The 15,733-nt window shown below is 56.0% G+C and carries 13 protein-coding genes; 4 read left to right on the plus strand and 9 right to left on the minus strand.

Going from position 1 to position 15,733, the window contains the following annotated elements:
• Positions 1-92: 92 nt before the first annotated feature.
• Entirely contained in the window at positions 93-524 is a 432-nt protein-coding gene (locus tag II896_00480; protein ID MBQ4443119.1) for an RrF2 family transcriptional regulator, read from the plus strand.
• A 69-nt stretch (positions 525-593) separates the two neighbouring features.
• Here II896_00480 and II896_00485 read toward each other — a convergent pair whose 3' ends face one another.
• The 6 genes from II896_00485 to malQ all read right to left on the minus strand — a co-directional run bounded on the left by II896_00485 (position 594) and on the right by malQ (position 7,252).
• Positions 594-2,063: a DUF3794 domain-containing protein gene (locus II896_00485; protein MBQ4443120.1), complete on the minus strand. Its 1,470-nt coding sequence runs from the start codon at positions 2,061-2,063 to the stop codon at positions 594-596.
• A 119-nt stretch (positions 2,064-2,182) separates the two neighbouring features.
• Positions 2,183-2,923, minus strand: a complete 741-nt coding sequence (locus tag II896_00490) for an acyltransferase (GenBank protein MBQ4443121.1) — start codon at positions 2,921-2,923, stop codon at positions 2,183-2,185.
• A gap of 64 nt (positions 2,924-2,987) precedes the next feature.
• Positions 2,988-3,548: a class I SAM-dependent methyltransferase gene (locus II896_00495; GenBank protein ID MBQ4443122.1), complete on the minus strand. Its 561-nt coding sequence runs from the start codon at positions 3,546-3,548 to the stop codon at positions 2,988-2,990.
• Entirely contained in the window at positions 3,545-4,015 is a 471-nt protein-coding gene (locus II896_00500; protein MBQ4443123.1) for a DNA-deoxyinosine glycosylase, read from the minus strand. The genes II896_00495 and II896_00500 overlap by 4 nt, the downstream gene beginning before the upstream one ends.
• A gap of 17 nt (positions 4,016-4,032) precedes the next feature.
• Positions 4,033-5,619, minus strand: coding sequence for a metallophosphoesterase (locus II896_00505; GenBank protein MBQ4443124.1), 1,587 nt, complete (start codon positions 5,617-5,619; stop codon positions 4,033-4,035).
• A gap of 160 nt (positions 5,620-5,779) precedes the next feature.
• Entirely contained in the window at positions 5,780-7,252 is a 1,473-nt protein-coding gene (malQ, locus tag II896_00510) for a 4-alpha-glucanotransferase (protein MBQ4443125.1), read from the minus strand.
• Between the two features lie 179 nt (positions 7,253-7,431).
• On the opposite strand from malQ, the gene II896_00515 reads away from it, so the two are divergent.
• Genes II896_00515 through II896_00525 form a run of 3 tightly spaced genes read left to right on the plus strand, consistent with a single transcriptional unit; the run spans position 7,432 to position 10,501 of the window.
• Positions 7,432-8,658 carry an SPFH domain-containing protein gene (locus tag II896_00515; protein ID MBQ4443126.1) on the plus strand — a complete coding sequence of 409 codons (1,227 nt, stop codon included), beginning with the start codon at positions 7,432-7,434 and terminating at the stop codon, positions 8,656-8,658.
• Complete coding sequence (locus tag II896_00520; GenBank protein ID MBQ4443127.1) at positions 8,658-9,725, plus strand: zinc ribbon domain-containing protein; 1,068 nt, start codon at positions 8,658-8,660, stop codon at positions 9,723-9,725. Before II896_00515 ends, II896_00520 begins: the two co-directional genes overlap by 1 nt.
• Positions 9,722-10,501 carry a TPM domain-containing protein gene (locus II896_00525; GenBank protein ID MBQ4443128.1) on the plus strand — a complete coding sequence of 260 codons (780 nt, stop codon included), beginning with the start codon at positions 9,722-9,724 and terminating at the stop codon, positions 10,499-10,501. The genes II896_00520 and II896_00525 overlap by 4 nt, the downstream gene beginning before the upstream one ends.
• A gap of 69 nt (positions 10,502-10,570) precedes the next feature.
• Here the strand turns inward: II896_00525 and II896_00530 are convergent, their stop codons facing one another.
• From II896_00530 to II896_00540, 3 genes are all read right to left on the minus strand, one after another.
• A complete protein-coding gene (locus tag II896_00530) occupies positions 10,571-11,674 on the minus strand; it encodes a hypothetical protein (GenBank protein MBQ4443129.1) in 1,104 nt (367 codons plus the stop codon).
• Positions 11,675-11,758: 84 nt separating this feature from the next.
• Positions 11,759-13,567, minus strand: coding sequence for an ABC transporter ATP-binding protein (locus II896_00535; GenBank protein ID MBQ4443130.1), 1,809 nt, complete (start codon positions 13,565-13,567; stop codon positions 11,759-11,761).
• Complete coding sequence (locus II896_00540; GenBank protein ID MBQ4443131.1) at positions 13,564-15,375, minus strand: ABC transporter ATP-binding protein; 1,812 nt, start codon at positions 15,373-15,375, stop codon at positions 13,564-13,566. Before II896_00540 ends, II896_00535 begins: the two co-directional genes overlap by 4 nt.
• Positions 15,376-15,733: the final 358 nt, after the last annotated feature.

Here is a 15,733-nt window from a genome sequence, read left to right on the forward strand (position 1 = left end):
ACGGCATATCTTTGGGAAAAGGGTAGATTTTTGCGGATAATGGTTGTATAATGGTCGTAGACCGCACCGCCCAACCCCAAGGAGGTATCGTTATGAGGATTTCGACGAGAGGAAGATACGCTTTGCGCGTAATGATAGATTTGGCCGAACACAACAGCGAGAAGTATATCCCGCTGAAGGACGTCGTGGCCAGACAGGATATTTCGCAGAAATATCTCGAGAGCATTATGACCGACTTGTCGAAAGCGGGTATGTTGGACGGTCAGCACGGCAAGGGCGGCGGGTATCGTCTGAACCGCAGCCCCGACCGCATCACCGTGTTGGAAATATTGCAGGTCACCGAGGGCGACCTCGCGCCCATCGCGTGTCTCGACCGCGCATCCGAGCCTTGCGCGCGAGCGGCCGAATGCCGCACCCTGCCTATGTGGGAGAAACTATATACGATGATACGCGACTACTTTGACGGCATCACCTTGGCCGACCTCATGCAAGAGGGCGGCGGCGTGGACGATTACGTCATTTGACCAATACGACAAAAGGCGCGTCGCAGATGCGGCGCGCTTTTTTCGTGTATGGTTTACGGGTTTATGCGCTCAGTCCAAATCGCGGTGACGGAAGACCACCACGCGGCGGAGTTGCCCGTCCTCTTGCGGCTCGGCCAAGGCGGGGTTTTGGCGTAGCAGTTCGGAGGGGGCCACGTGCACGGCGCGGGCGACGTCCCACACGGATTCGTCGGGTGCGGCGAAGTAGACGGACATCACGGCGTCCGTATTCGTCCGCTCGGTCGCTTCGATGGCGGTGGTATAACGCACGAGGGTGGGGCGGTAGCATTTGACGGAGAACAACAAAGTCATTTCGACCGTGCCTCCCACGGCGCTCACGTCCAGAGCGATGGCTTCGCCCGACAAAAGGCAGTTCTCGGATACGCCTTCGGAGGCGAACGCGGTTGAGAAGGGCATCTCTACCTCGGTAGCGTCGTACGCGCCTTCCTCGGTGCGGTACAAAACGCTCGCTACGGCCAATCCTTCCACCGTGATTTGCCCGTCGCCCGCTATCAGGTTGGCGACGTTGACGGTGCTCGCCGTGGCGGCGATAGCGCTTGCCGATACGGGCAGGTCGTCGCCCACCTTGGCGGTGATGCGCTCGGTGCGTGATAGTTGCCCCGCGAAGCGGCGGCATACGAAACTGTCGCGGCGCACGACGAGGTCGCAGTCGGCCACGTAGGCGTCCGCCACCAGGACGTAATCGTTGCGGTTGACGCGGTAGCCCCTTGCCGCCAGCACCATTTCTATGCGCAAGACGTTGTCGTCGTCCTCGCCCGTCAGCACCAATTTGGCCTGCTTGGTCGCGAGGGTAATATCCACCTCGCCCTCCACGTCCAACTGTTCGGCGAAGTCGAACGCGATCTCCTTTTCGCGCACCTCGCCTTGGGTTTTGTACACCACGACGGCGGCCACTTTTCCCTCGACCGTGGTACTGTCTACCCCCATACGTGTGGCGGTATGCAGTGCCTTGGCGTCAAAATAGAGCACGCGATCCACGCCCGTGCCCACCTCGACTTCTTCCACCAATTCAAAGGTGCTGTCGGGGATGGCGGTGAGGGTGACGGTGGAGATTTCTTCTTCCAGACACTCGCCCTCTACGGCCGCTACGGCGTCCGCTTCGTGCGATACGACGGCCAATACGTTGATCTCGCACACGGCTTCGAGTTGGATCCTGTCGGCCGAAAGGGTGTAGTCCGCGTCCAACACGCCCGCCGTGGCCGAGGCTTCGCCCACCGCGATGGCTTCGTCCTCTACGTCCATATCGAAATCGGCGAAATAGTCCAATCCGCAGGTCTTGCCCTCGCCGTCCAGATAGAGGATCTTGTAGGTCACCTTGCCCGCCGCTTGCGCTTTGCCCTCGACGGTTTCGACCGAGGTGACTGTGGCGCCCACGTTGACCGTGAGCAGTTTCGTGGCGCCGCCTCTATCCTTGAGGTCTATCTCGGTGCGGACGACGGTTTGGCCCTTGGCCACCCATTGCATACAATCGTTACGAATGTTTTGATAATTGATTTCCATATCCTTGCCTCCCTAAGTTTTCGCCATACTATATGCGGCGGGGGCAAGTTATAGAACAAAAAAACGCGGCGAAAGTCAAATCGCCCGCGTTTCCGGTTTGCCGAAGAAAAACGGCAACGCTACTTCTTTACCTGAAAGAGGCGGTCTTTGAGCATATATTGGTTGTAGACGGTGGGATCGTCGGAGACGACTTTGCGTTCGCGCTGGGGTTTGGCGGGAATGCCCGCGACCAGGGTGTAGGGCGGCACGTCCTTGGTGACGACCGCCGAGGTGGCCACCATCGCGCCCGTGCCGACAGTCACGCCGGGCAATACGGTGCAGTTGGTGAATAGTTTGGCGTAGGCGCCGATATGCACGGGGGCGTAGGTGCGCACCATGTGGTCCACCTCGCTGTGGTTGTGCGAAAAGATCTTGACGTACTCGGTGAGCATGGCGAAGTCATCCATCGTTACGCCGCCCTTACTGTCCACGTACACGCCCGCGTTCCAACTGACGTTGTCGCCCAATTCGATTTGATTGCCGAAGTTGAAGCGGCACCCTTCCGCGCACACGAAGCCCTCGCCACACCGCTTGAAAAGGCGCTTCGCTATCATTTGACGGAAAGGAATGGCAAAGGCGCAGTTGATACCCCAAGGTGTTCTATCCAACAGTTCCCACACCACGTGCAGGCGGTGTTGCTCGGGGGTGTAGGGGTGCTCGTCGTAGAGGGGCATATAATCCGTCCACAAGCGCATACCGTCGAGGGTTTCCTCGTCCGTCGTCAGCCCCAATTCGGCCAAAACGGCCACGGCCTTGGCGGCGGTCATCTCCCCCTCGAAGAGGGCTTGCATCGTTTCCAATTTGATTTGTACTTTGTCCATATCGTTCTCCGTTTAGTTGAACTTTAACTATTTTCGCGCAGTTTGGTTTTAATACGAAAGGCGTTTATTGCAGTTTGCGGATAAATACGGGGATGGGCGGATCGCCCTTCCAGTTGTGGAAGCGCGCCACGACCACTTGGTAGCGGCTGTCGTCCAAGGTCGCGAGGAAGGGCAACAGGCTATCCCGCTCCTCGTAGCCCGAGTCGCCGCCGTAATATATGCCTATGGTCATCAATCCCCCTATACGTAGTAGGGAAAGTCCTGCCAAAACGGCCGCTTTGGTGCTGTCGAAATGAGTAAAGACCATGTGGTCGCCCTTGGGCAAATAGCCCAAATTGAACATAATGCAGTCGACGCTGTCCTTGGGGCGATAGGCCGCCATATCGGCGTGACTCGACAGGACCACCTCGGCCTCGAGTCCTTTCTCGGCGAGCAGTCGGCGGGTGCTTTCTACCGCCTCTTGCTGGACGTCCATCGCCAGCACGTCGCCCGAACTGCCCACGAGTCCGCACAAAAAGGCCGTGTCGTAGCCGCGCCCCGCGGTGGCGTCTATGCAACGGTCGCCCGCTTTGACGTGGGCGGACACTACGTCGTGAATGAGTTGAAGGGGAGAGATAGCGTTCATATCGTTTTGATGATTTGCCAAGCGGCAACGAGGTCGTCCAATCGCCATCGGGCGTTGGCGGGGGAGGTGGAGGGTAGCAAGGTCGCTTTGTCTACGTATTGCGGGAAGTGGCGCACGAACAGGTCGTAGGCCGTCCGTCCGTTGAGGAAGACTCGGCGTATAGGCGCGCCCTCTACGAGCGCCTTGAGGTCGGTGGGGCGCACTTCGCGTATGGTGGCGTCGGCGGAGCCCACGATGGCGCACCGCTCCACTACGTCGTACAACGCGACGTGACGCACGAGGAGCAGCCGCGCTTTTTCGTCCTTGTCCGCGCCCACGAAGTCGGCGTCGAACAAAGCGGACATCACCCGCCAAAAGCGATTTTGGGGATGCATATAGTAGAAGCCGTTTTCTTTGGACTTCACCGAGGGGTGCGAGCCGAGGATGAGCACGGTACAGCGCTCGTCCCACACAGGGCGAAAGGGCATCTGCGACGTGGCGCCGCCTATCTCGTCATGGTGTACGTTCCTTGCCATACGGGCTCCTTGGCGCGGGTGTTGTAGGCGGTCATACGCACCACGCCGTCGTGGAACTCGACCACGCTGTAGGTCAGGCTATGGCCGATAAGTCCCGCCGAAATGCCGCCGCACCGCAGTACGGGCACGTCCACGCCGTCCACGCCGTTTTGGAAGAAGTTGAGGTCGTGTTTGTGCCCGGACAGTTGGAAGTCGGCGCTCATCGCTTGCAGGCAATGGTTGTAGCGCACGACTTGCGCCTCTGCCTGTGCGTTCTTGACGCCCTCCGCCACCGAGGCGTAGTCCCACACGTGCACCAACACCACGTCGTAGCCGGCGGACGCCGTTTGTCCGGCGAGCCAATCCAACTGCTCTTCGCGGTAGGGGATATAGCGCCCCACGCCCGCGTATTTTTCTTCCTCGAGGTCCACGTTGCAACTGCCCGAATCCAGCACCGTGAAGGTGTAGTCACCGTAGGTGGTGCGGTAGTAGAGGCTGTCGAAGCCCAACAGGTAGGCGAGGTCCGCGCCCATCTCGCAATGCGTGTCGTGATTGCCCTTGGCGTAGAGAACGGGCACTTCGCCGTGCGAGAGATACCACGCGGGGTAGAGCAAAAAGTCGGATATGTCCAACTCCTGGTGCACGAAGTCCGAGAAGTCGCCGAGCATCACCACCACGTTGTAGTCGTCCTGCCGTACCGATTGGAATTTGGTGCGGCTGAGGCAATGGTTGTCCGTCACGACGGCCATCTTCACGTCCCCCGTGGGGCGTCCCTTGAAGGTGCGTGCGGCCGTAATGGTCTTGCCTCGCTTGGCGAAATAGGGGGCGTTGTCGCAAAAACGCGTGGCGTGCACGGTGTAGGTGTTGCCGTCGAGGTGCTCGTAGGGCACGTTGGCGTGGTGTATGGTGCGGGCGGAATACAGCCTGCCGTAACTGGCGTCGTCCACCTCGTACTCTACGCCTGCGTAGGTGTAGGTGACGTAGCCCGAGGAGATGGTGGACGTACTCCACACGATACTGTAATCCTTGCCCGTGTCGAAGACGATGGGCTCGCTGACGAACGTGAAGGGTTCGATATTCCAAAACTCGGCGGCCACCAATAGCAGTCCGCAGAGGGCGTATACCGTCACGATGATGGCGATGCGGATCTTGTCGGTAAGGTGCGGTATGACGAAAGCGAGCGACAACGCCGCGCCGAAGCCCAAAAGGAAGGGCGCTTCTTTGTCGAAATAGAACCGCGCCATAGGTATGGACGAGGATAGCAAGATGAGTATAATGACGTTGGCAAGGGTGCACAGCGCCGTGGCGATGGCAAAGGCAAAGTACAGCCCCACCACGACCTTATGCTCGGTAAAGGCGCGACAGATGCCCAAGTTGCGCACGAACAGCAGGGACAAAACGCACACGGCCGCGACGATTTGGAAGATGCGTAGGCCGTAGTCTATCCCCCACACGGCGGTGGCGAAACTCGGGTGAAAGTCGGTGGATAGATAAAACAAAAACGGATTGAAAAACGCCATCAACCCGATAGCCAACGCCACGGGACGGCGATAGACGAAGCGCTTGATACTCTCCATATTTCTTACTCCTTGGTGGATATAATCAATTATATCACTTCGGCGTGCAAATTGCAAGATACCCCGCCGCATTTTCTTTCGCGTTGCTGTCGAGGGGCGTGATGGGGCTATGGTAACAAAAACCCCGCCACGCGGCGGGGTTTTCGATACCAAATAGGCATTATTTGCTACGGCCGAACTCTTTGTTTTTGGCCTTAATGAGGTCTTTGACGCGCTTGGACGGAATGCGCTTGGCGCGCCACGTCCAGTTGCCGTAGGGAATGGACGGGGTGTTCATACGCCCCTCATCGTTGGTGAGGCCCAACCAATCCTGCAAGGGAATGACGGCCAGATTGGCGCGGGAAGCCAAAGCCATATCGATGAGGGCTTGGGTGCGCGTGCAATGATGGGTGGGACACTCGCGCTTGAAGCGCGCCAGCACTTCGCCCTCCAGATTGCGGCAGAAGGTGCGCGTGCAGTCGCTGTCGTGCGAACCCGTGTAGACCACGCAGTTGTCGGTGGTGTATGTGCGGGGCAGGTACTCGGCGTCCTCGTCAAAGAAGGCGAATTGCAATATCTTCATGCCGGGGTAGCCGCAGAAATCCAACAGGTCGCGCACTTCGGGGGTGATGAAGCCCAAATCCTCGGCGATGATGCGCGTATCGGGCAACTTCTCCTTGATGGTGGCGAAGAGTTCCTTGCCGGGGCAGTATTCCCAATGCCCTCTACGGGCGTTTTCGTCCCCGAAAGGAATGCTGTAGTAGCCCGCGAAACCGCGGAAGTGGTCGATGCGCAAAATGTCGTAGAGGCGCATATTGTTGCCTATTCGCTTTACCCACCAATCGAAGCCATGGCTACGCATAACTTCCCAATTATAGATGGGGTTGCCCCACAGTTGACCGTCGGGGGAGAACCCGTCGGGCGGACAGCCCGCCACCACGGTAGGATTGAGCCTTTCGTCCAAGAGAAACAGGGAGGGATTGCGCCACACGTCCACGCTGTCGTAGGCCACGTAGATGGGCATATCGCCGATGATCTGCACGCCTTTTCGGTGGGCGTAGGCCTGCACCTTGTGCCATTGACGGAAGAAGGTGTATTGCACCCAACGCCAAAAACCCATCTCGCGGCGGAAGTCGTCCGCGTGTCGCTTGGCGCTGTCGTAATACTTGTATTCGTCCTCCCACGAGGACCAGGGGCGATACTCGTGCGCCACTTTGAGCGCCATAAACAGAGCGTAGTCCTCCACCCATTCGTTCTCGCGGCAGAAGCGGGTGTACCACGCCTCGCCTTTGAAGCGGGCGTACGCCTTGCGCAAAAGGTCGAACCGCGTATAGAAGAGCCAACCGTAATCCACTTTGCCTTGCGGACAACGGGCCGACTGCGCCTCGCTCGCCGTGAGAAGCCCCTCGGCCACCAACTCGTCAAGGTCGATGAAATAGGGGTTGCCCGCGTCGGCGGCGGGAGATTGATAGGGACTGTCGCCATAGGCGGTGGGATTGAGGGGCAAGACCTGCCAGCAGGTGGTTTTGGTGGAGGCCAAAAAGTCAATCCACCGATAGCAAGGACGGCCGAACGTACCGATGCCGTAGGGAGAGGGAAGAGAGCTGACGGCCATCAGGATGCCGCTTTTTTTTGTAAAACCAAAATTATCCATAAGACACCTCGCTATCATTGTAAAATGGAAAAAAGAGCGTGTCAAGCGGAAAAGAAATATTTGTCGATAAACCGTATGCTTCCTATGCAAAGAAGAGCGCATTATATTGACAACATCGCGCTTGCAATCTATAATTATAATATGAAATATGGGCTAATCGCCCGCTTTGGAGGTATACTATGGGATTAATCAGAGCAATCGCGTCTTCTATCGGCGGCAAATTTGCGGATAGCTGGCTGGAAGTATTGGAAGCGGACAATATGGACGACAATACCGTATTCACCAAAGGAGTGTTGGTGCGCAAGGATTCCAGGCGCAACAACAACCGCAAAGGTGAATCGGATATCATCAACAACGGCTCCATCATCCACGTCTACGACAATCAATGCGTGCTGTTGGTGGACGGCGGCAAGATCATCGACTACTGCGCCGAGCCCGGCTACTACAAGGTGGACAACACCGCGTCGCCCTCGCTGTTCAACGGCGAATTGTGGGAGTCCGTTAAGGAGACCTTCCGCCGTATCAAGTTCAGCGGTGTGCCTTCTGCTTCGCAAAAAGCGTTCTTCATCAACTTGCAAGAGATCAAGGGCATCAAATTCGGCACGCCCAACGCGGTCAACTACTACGACAGTTTTTACAATGCCGAGTTGTTCCTCCGTGCGCACGGCACGTATAGCATCAAAATCGTGGATCCGTTGAAGTTCTACGCCGAGGCCATTCCCCGCAACGCGTCGAGAGTGCAAATTCAAGACATCAACGAGCAATATCAAAGCGAGTTCCTCGAGGGCTTGCAGACCTCCATGAACCAAATGAGCGCGGCGGGCATCCGCATCAGTTTCGTCACCTCGAGAGCGGCGGATTTGTCCCGCTATATGGCGGACGCTCTGGACGACAGCTGGCGCGACAAACGCGGTATGGAAATCTTGGCCGTCGGTTTGGCGAGCATCAGTTACGACGAGAAGAGCAAAGAGCTCCTCAATATGCGCAACCAAGGCGCTATGCTCGGCGATCCCAACGTGCGCGCCGGCTACGTGGCCGGTTCGGTCGCGCGCGGTATGGAAGCGGCCGGTTCCAACTCGGCCGGCAGTATGAACGGCTTTATGGGCGTCGGCATCGGCGCGTCTATGGCGGGCATGGCCGGTATGATGGGCGGCGCGGTAGGCGGCGCTATGGGTACCGCCGCACCTGCGGCACCCGCGGCGGGCGCGGCCCCTGCGGCAGGCAGCGGCGCGACGGCGGCTCCTGCGGCGGGCACTTGGACGTGTGCTTGCGGCGCGGTCAACTCGGGCAAATTCTGCTCGGCTTGCGGCAAACCCAAACCCTCGGGCTGGTTCTGCCCCAACTGCGGCAGAAGCAACGACTCCTCGATGAACTTCTGCCCCGACTGCGGCACGCGTAAACCCTAATGGAACCAGAAGTATTTGAAGATTCGAAAGAAGCGTCCTCGCTTACCTGTCCCGGATGCGGCGCTCCCATCAAATACGATCCCGAAAAGGGGGAGTTTTGCTGTGAGTACTGCGGTAGCAGTTTCTCCTATCAACAGATGGAGGAGTATCGCCGCCAAGAAGCCGAGGCGAAGAAAGAGGACGAGGCCTTCGACGCGCAACTTCGGGAGTACGCTTGTCCCTCCTGCGGCGCGTCTATTTTGGCGGACGAGACCACCGTGGCGCAGTTTTGCGCCTATTGCGGCAATCCCGTTATTCTCAAAGGCAGGGTGACGGGGCAACTCAAGCCGCAGAAGATCATTCCTTTCGCCGTCGGCAAAGAGAAAGCCATCGAGATCCTCAAGGGAGTGCTGTCCAAAAAGCCCTTTGTGCCCAACGATTTCAAGCGCGAGTCCACGTTGGACAAAATCACGGGCATCTATCATCCTTTTTGGATGACGGACGCGGATACCGATTGCGCGTTGAACGCCGACGCCACCAAGGTCAAGGTGTGGGTGACGGGCAACAAGCAATATACGCGCACCGACTACTACGACGTGTGGCGCCGCGCGGACATTCACTTCGAGGACATTGCGACCAACGCGTTGCAGAGCGCGGACAAAGTCTTGATGGAGGGCGTGCTGCCCTATCCCGTCGAGGCGCACCGCGACTTCGATATGAGTTATTTGTCGGGCTTTTTCGCCAAGCGCAACGACCTCACGCGCGAGGACGTCAAGAGCGAGGTGGCCAAACGGATGCGCAGCTATTCGCAGCAGCTCCTCTCTGGGACCATTCGCGGGTACGATACGGTCAAGGTCACCAAAAACGCCGTCATCGTCAACAAGTGCAACTGGGACTACACCCTTTTGCCCATTTGGGTGCTCAACTACCGCTATCACGGCAAGACCTACGTCTTCGCCATCAACGGTTATACGGGCAAGATGTTCGGCGATTTGCCGCTCAGTCGGCCGAAGATGGGCATTACCTTCGGTAGCATTGCCGTAGGCTTAGCCACCGTCCTCAGTTTGATAGGAGGGCTTCTGCTGTGAAAAAATTGCCTGTCATTTTACTTTTGATAGTAGTAGCGGTCGTTTCGGTGCTGGCCTTTTCGGGGTGCGTAGCGGACAAAAATCGCACGACCTTCCTATATGACGAAAAGGGGTTGTTCTCCGCCGAGCAAGTGGCGCAAATCAACGAGGCGTGCGCCAAGACCACCAAGAAGTACGGCGTGACCATGCTCGTGGCCACCACCAATCGCACGAATAACTTCGCGGATATGAACGGGGAGCAATTCCTCGCCGCGCAAGGGCTCTCGGACAAGGACGACTATATCCTCATCATCATCAACGCCAATGGCTACCAAGATAACTACCACTTCGACCTCTACAAGTACGGTCGTGCGGCCACGCGTTTGTCCGAGGGCGAGGCGAGCGACGCGATATGGTCTATCTACGGCGACTACATCGTGTCCAACGATAGCGGCGTCGCGGCTGACGGCGTGGTGGGTATGCTCAAAATGTTGGGCAAATCCTACGACGGTATGCCCCTGTGGCTCAACATCGTCATCGGCGTAGCCATCGGCCTCATCGTGGCGGGCGTGGTAGCCGCGCGCATTTCCAAGGGTTACAGCCGCAAGCGCAAGAACGAGACGTATCCTTTGGATAAGTATTGTCAAATGGCCCTCAACGGGCACGAGGACAAGTTCCTCCGCAGCACCACCACCGTGGTCGTTATCAACAATTCCTCGGGCGGCGGTCGCAGCGGCGGCGGTGGTTCCCATTCCTCGGGTGGCGGCGGTGGCGGCGGTCACGCCGGCGGCCGATAAGGGCAGATAAATAAATGTTAATAAAAACAGCACAACTCACGAGGTTGTGCTGTTTTTAACACTATTGGATTATTTTAATTCATTAAGCCATTCTCCGAGAATATCCTTGATATCCATAACTTCGTTATATTCTTTTCCTTCATCTTTTAATATATCAAAGAAATTATATTTACGCAAGGTGCTGTGTTTTATGATTAGGCAATGTTTAAATTGAGTCTGCATACATCCTAATTCATATGCGACATTTGGACTAAAAGCATTGCAATCTTCAGGTTCCTCAAAAACTGCTACGCCATATTTACAAACATAAGATAAAGCTATTGGATTGTAAACATCATGAGTTAAGTCGTTTTTATCTGCAAAAATGCAATTATATCCTTTTTCAGCTACCCATGTTTGTATTGCAGGGCGTAGTATAGAATTATTATTTCTATATCGAATCATTATAAAAATGTTTTTATCGTAGTCTTTTCTTTTTATAAAGTTACGCATAACTTCATATTGTCCGGCAATAGTTTCTCCAAGATGAATGCACTCTCCGTTGTGTAAGCGAAGAACACCTTGAATTGGTTCGTTATATAAAGTAAGGAGTTGACGTATTAACCGATGAAAACAGTTTGGATCGGAGTTGTTTATAATGGTGTGTTTGTAGATTGGGACATCCTGCGATGCGTAGTCATTCCAAACCATTTCATTTCTAGATAACCTGTCCGCTATGTCTTCTTCTGAATATCCCTCGTTTTTTAATCGTTTTTGCACAAGGAGCATATCCGTATAAATGAAGATAGGTATAACGTTATACACCTTATCATATCTCTTAACAAGTTTAGTTATAATATCTACGTCGCGTATAATAATAAAAACATTCTTACATGTAGACAACTCTTTTTCTATTTCATATAATGAGAAACCATATCTATATTTTATTTTACCACCATACTCATATGAGATGAACATATCTCCGATACTGGATTCTATTTGTTCGAATTGTTCATCTGAAACAAATTGTAAATCAACATTTAATTCACCGTCTTTTTCTCTTTTTCGTTCGGGGCGGGTAGTGTATTTTTTAATAATAACAGCATGAAAAGAGTTTTTTTTGTCGTTTAGATAAGATACGGCATCTGATTTCCCCGTACCGGCTAAACCGTCGATTATGAATAAGTTCTTCATATGTTTCCCTCCATCACTTTTTGATTATTATACCACAAATAAAATGCATTGCCACATTAATTGTTTGTGTTTAATAGAGTTAATTTAGCCCAATATCGCTTTGGTCTTTTCGTCCTCGTATTGGCGTTGGTAGAGGGTGCGGTAATAGCCGCCGAGGGCGAGCAGTTCGGGGTGAGTGCCGCGCTCCACGATCTTGCCGTTCTTGACCACGAGGATGCAGTCGGCGTTCTTGACGGTGGAGAGGCGGTGCGCTATGACGATGGACGTGCGGCCTTTGATGACCGTGTCGATGGCGGCTTGAATACGCGCTTCGGTGAGGGTGTCCACGGAGGCGGTGGCTTCGTCGAGGACGAGCAGTTTGGGGTCGCACAGAATTGCTCTGGCGAAGGCGATGAGTTGCTTCTCGCCCGTGGACAACAGGTCGCCGCCCTCGCCCACGTCGCTGTCTATGCCCTTCTCCAATTTGGCCACCACGTCGGTGGCGCTCACGGTTTCGAGCGCGCGCCGTATATCTTCGTCGGTGGCGTTGGGGTTGCCGTAGAGGAGATTTTGGCGAATGGTGCCCGAGAAGAGGTGGGGCGTTTGCAGGACGTAGCCCACGTTGGCGTGCAGCCAATTTTGCGACCGCTTGCGGATATCCTTGCCGTCCACCAATATTTGCCCTTCCTGCACGTCGTAGAAGCGGCATATCAAATTGACCAGAGTGGACTTGCCCGCGCCCGTTTCGCCCACGATGGCGACGTTGGTGCCGAAGGGGATATCCAGGCTGAAGTGCTCGAGCACGGGCTCGGTGCCGTCGGGGTAGGTGAAGGTGATATCGCGTATCTCGATATCGCCCTTCATGGGCTCGAACGCGTCGTATTGCGGGTGGAATTGGTCGCCGTACAGCATCTTGACGGCGGGCGTATCCACCACGTCCGGCTCGGTGACGAGCAGTTTGTGCACCCGCTCGATATTCACCTGGCAGGTGATGAGGTCGCTCACCGCGTCGATGAGCCAGCGCATAGGCTCCATCATGCCTTCGGCGTAGCTCATAAAGAGGCTGAACGTACCCACCTCTTCCTCGGCGAGGTAGCCACCCCGCCACAGGACGATGGCCAGCCCCACCGAAGAGGCAAAATTGATGGTGGCGGCGAAGAGACCTCGCAGGTGCGCCACGCGCAGGGTTTTGCGGCGAATGTTGGCGGTATCGCGGGCAAACGCCGACTTCATTTTGCCCTGTATCACCAAGGTTTTGATGGTCTTGGCACCCGTAATGCCTTCGTTGAAGTCGGAGGTGATGATGGAGTTGAGCTCGCGCACCTGACGATTGCCGCGCACCAATTTGCCTTGGAAAATGCCGAACATCACGGCCGTTACGGGCAGTACGATGAGCACTAGTAGCGCCAACCGCCAATTGACGGCCAGCATCACCACGATGGAGCCCAAGAGGTAGGAGCCGTGCCACACGCCGTCCATCAGGCTCCAACTCACCAGCATACCGATTTTGGACGTGTCGCTCATCACGCGCGCGTGAATATAGCCCACGCTGTTGGCGTTGTAGTAGGACAGGCCGAGGGTTTGCAGTTTGGCGAAGGCCTCGTTGCGCAGGTCGCGGTTGATCTCCACCTCGGTGCGGAAGGCAAAGGACAGCGCGATGTAGTTGACGAACGCCGCGCCCAGCACCGTCACCACGAAGAGGGCGATATAGTAGGGCAGAGTGTCCAACGTGCCGCCCATCACGAAGTGATTGAGCGCGTAGCGCTGGAAGATGGGCAACACCACGTCCACGGCGCTGCCCAAAAGGCCGCAGACGATCATCGTAAAGATGCGCTTGCGGTACACGCGCAGGAAGGGTATCAGATAGGGGATGCCGAAGCATTTTAGTTTGACGGAGTCGGATTTCTTTTTCATAGTTCGTCCACCCCCGCCGTTTGCGCTTGATAAATACTTCTATACAGCCCGTCCGCTTGTACCAATTGGTCGTGCGTGCCCATTTCGCATATACGCCCTTTCTCCAATACCACGATGAGGTCTGCCTTGCGCAAGGTGGATACGCGGTGAGAGATGAGGAAGATGGTCGCCGTGCCGAAGCGGCGCTCGAGGTTGGCGCGTATGATGGCGTCCGTCTCGGTGTCCACCGCCGACAGCGAATCGTCGAAGATGAGGATGGGCGCGTCGTCCGTCAGCACGCGCGCAATGGCGGCGCGCTGTTTTTGCCCGCCCGACAAGGTGACGCCGCGTTCGCCCACCTGGGTGTCGTACCCTTGGGGGAAGGCGTCGATGGTTTCGTCCAACCGTGCGGCCGCGGCGGCTTCGCGGATGCTCTCCAACGTGATGCCCTCGTGCTTGATGCCGATATTTTCACGCAAGGTGCGCGAAAAGAGATAGGGCTCCTGCAACACGATGCCGATATGCGCTCGCAGATAGTCGGTCTTGACCTTGCGGATATCCACGCCGCCTATGGTGATGCGCGAGGCGGGGTCTTCGAGGTCGTACAGTTTGTCCAAAAGGAGCATGAGGGTGGATTTGCCGCTCCCCGTGCCGCCCATAATGCCCACGGTAGTGCCCGCTTTCACCGAGAAAGTGACGTCGTGCAGTAGTTCGGGGCAGTTGTCGTAGGCGAAGTTGACGTGCTCGAAGGTGACGTCGCCCGCCATATTCGTCTCCACGGCGTCCACGGCGTCCTTTTCGGGCTCGGAATTGACGACGTAGCCGATACGCCCCAACGCCACGCCCGCCTTGCTCATCTCTGCGAGCAGTCGTCCGAGCATACGCACGGGCCACACCAGCATACCGTTGTAGGACATAAAGGCGATATATTCGCCCACCGTGATGCCGCCTTGGACGGCGTACACCGCGCCCGCTACGATGACGATCATCAATTCCAATCCCGTTATGACGTCCAGCGAGGCCCAAAATCTGGCCATAATGCGGGCAAGGCGCACGTACAGCCCCGTATATTCGGCGTTGTGCTTCTCGAACTTCTCGCGTTCGTAGCCCTCGCGCCCAAAGGCACGCACCACGCGCACGCCCGTCAGGTTTTCCTGCACCAGGTTGGACACCTCGCCCTCTTTTTCGTCACACTCGGTAAAGGATTTTTTGATATGTTTGTGGAACAAGAGTGAATAGAGCACGACGAGGGGCATCAAGGACACCGCGATGGTGGCCAACTGCCAATGCATCGAATACATGAAAGAGATGGACATCACGGCCATGACCACGATGCGCACGATGCCCGTCAACTGCTCGGACGAGAAGGTCTTCAATGTCTCCACGTCCGAGGTGCAGCGTTGAATGATATCGCCCGTGTGGTTGCGCATATGCCACGAGAAGGGCAGGTGGGAGATACGCCCGTACAATTCGTCGCGTATGTTCTTGGTGAAGGTCTCCGCGCCCAACGTGTTCATCACGCGGAAGAGGTATTGCGCCACGAACGCCACCAACGCCACGCCCAAAAGGACGAGCGCCAAGATCCACAGATTGTCTTTGAGGTACGCCGCACCGCCCAACGCGGACAAAAAGGTCGTGGCAAAAGAGGACAGCGAATCCGTCGGCTGTCCCATGATGACGTTATCCAAAGCGATTCGGATAATTTGCGGCGAGACCATTCCCGTGAAGGTGACGACGAGCATAGACGTAACGCCCAATGCAAACGCCCATTTGCTCCCCCGCAGGAAGTGCCACGCCAAGCGTGCGTTGCCCGTACCTTTCTTTTTCATGCTCCTATCATATCATAAAAAAAATAATTATACAAATACTTTTGCCGGCGTATTTCCGCCGAAACCCAAAAGGACGGCGCCTCAAGGCGGTCGGCACTCCCCAAATGATGTTTTGGCCGCCGATCGCCCCGCATAATACGCGCTTAAAATATGAATGTGAAATCATCTTCATATTTTGTTGACTTCACCGAAAAGAATGAGTATAATTCAGTTGAAATCGGATAGGGGGCGGAAACGCCTTTCCCCGAGAAGTGGTCGGCGTGGGCCGACGAAAGGCGGTGCGGTATGTTTATAGAGGTGAAGAACGCAAAGAAACAATACGGAAAAGGCGAAGCGGCGGTGTGCGCGTTGGACGGCG

The organism is Clostridia bacterium, assembly GCA_017394805.1.
Taxonomy (GTDB): Bacteria; Bacillota; Clostridia; order Christensenellales; family CAG-1252; genus RUG14300.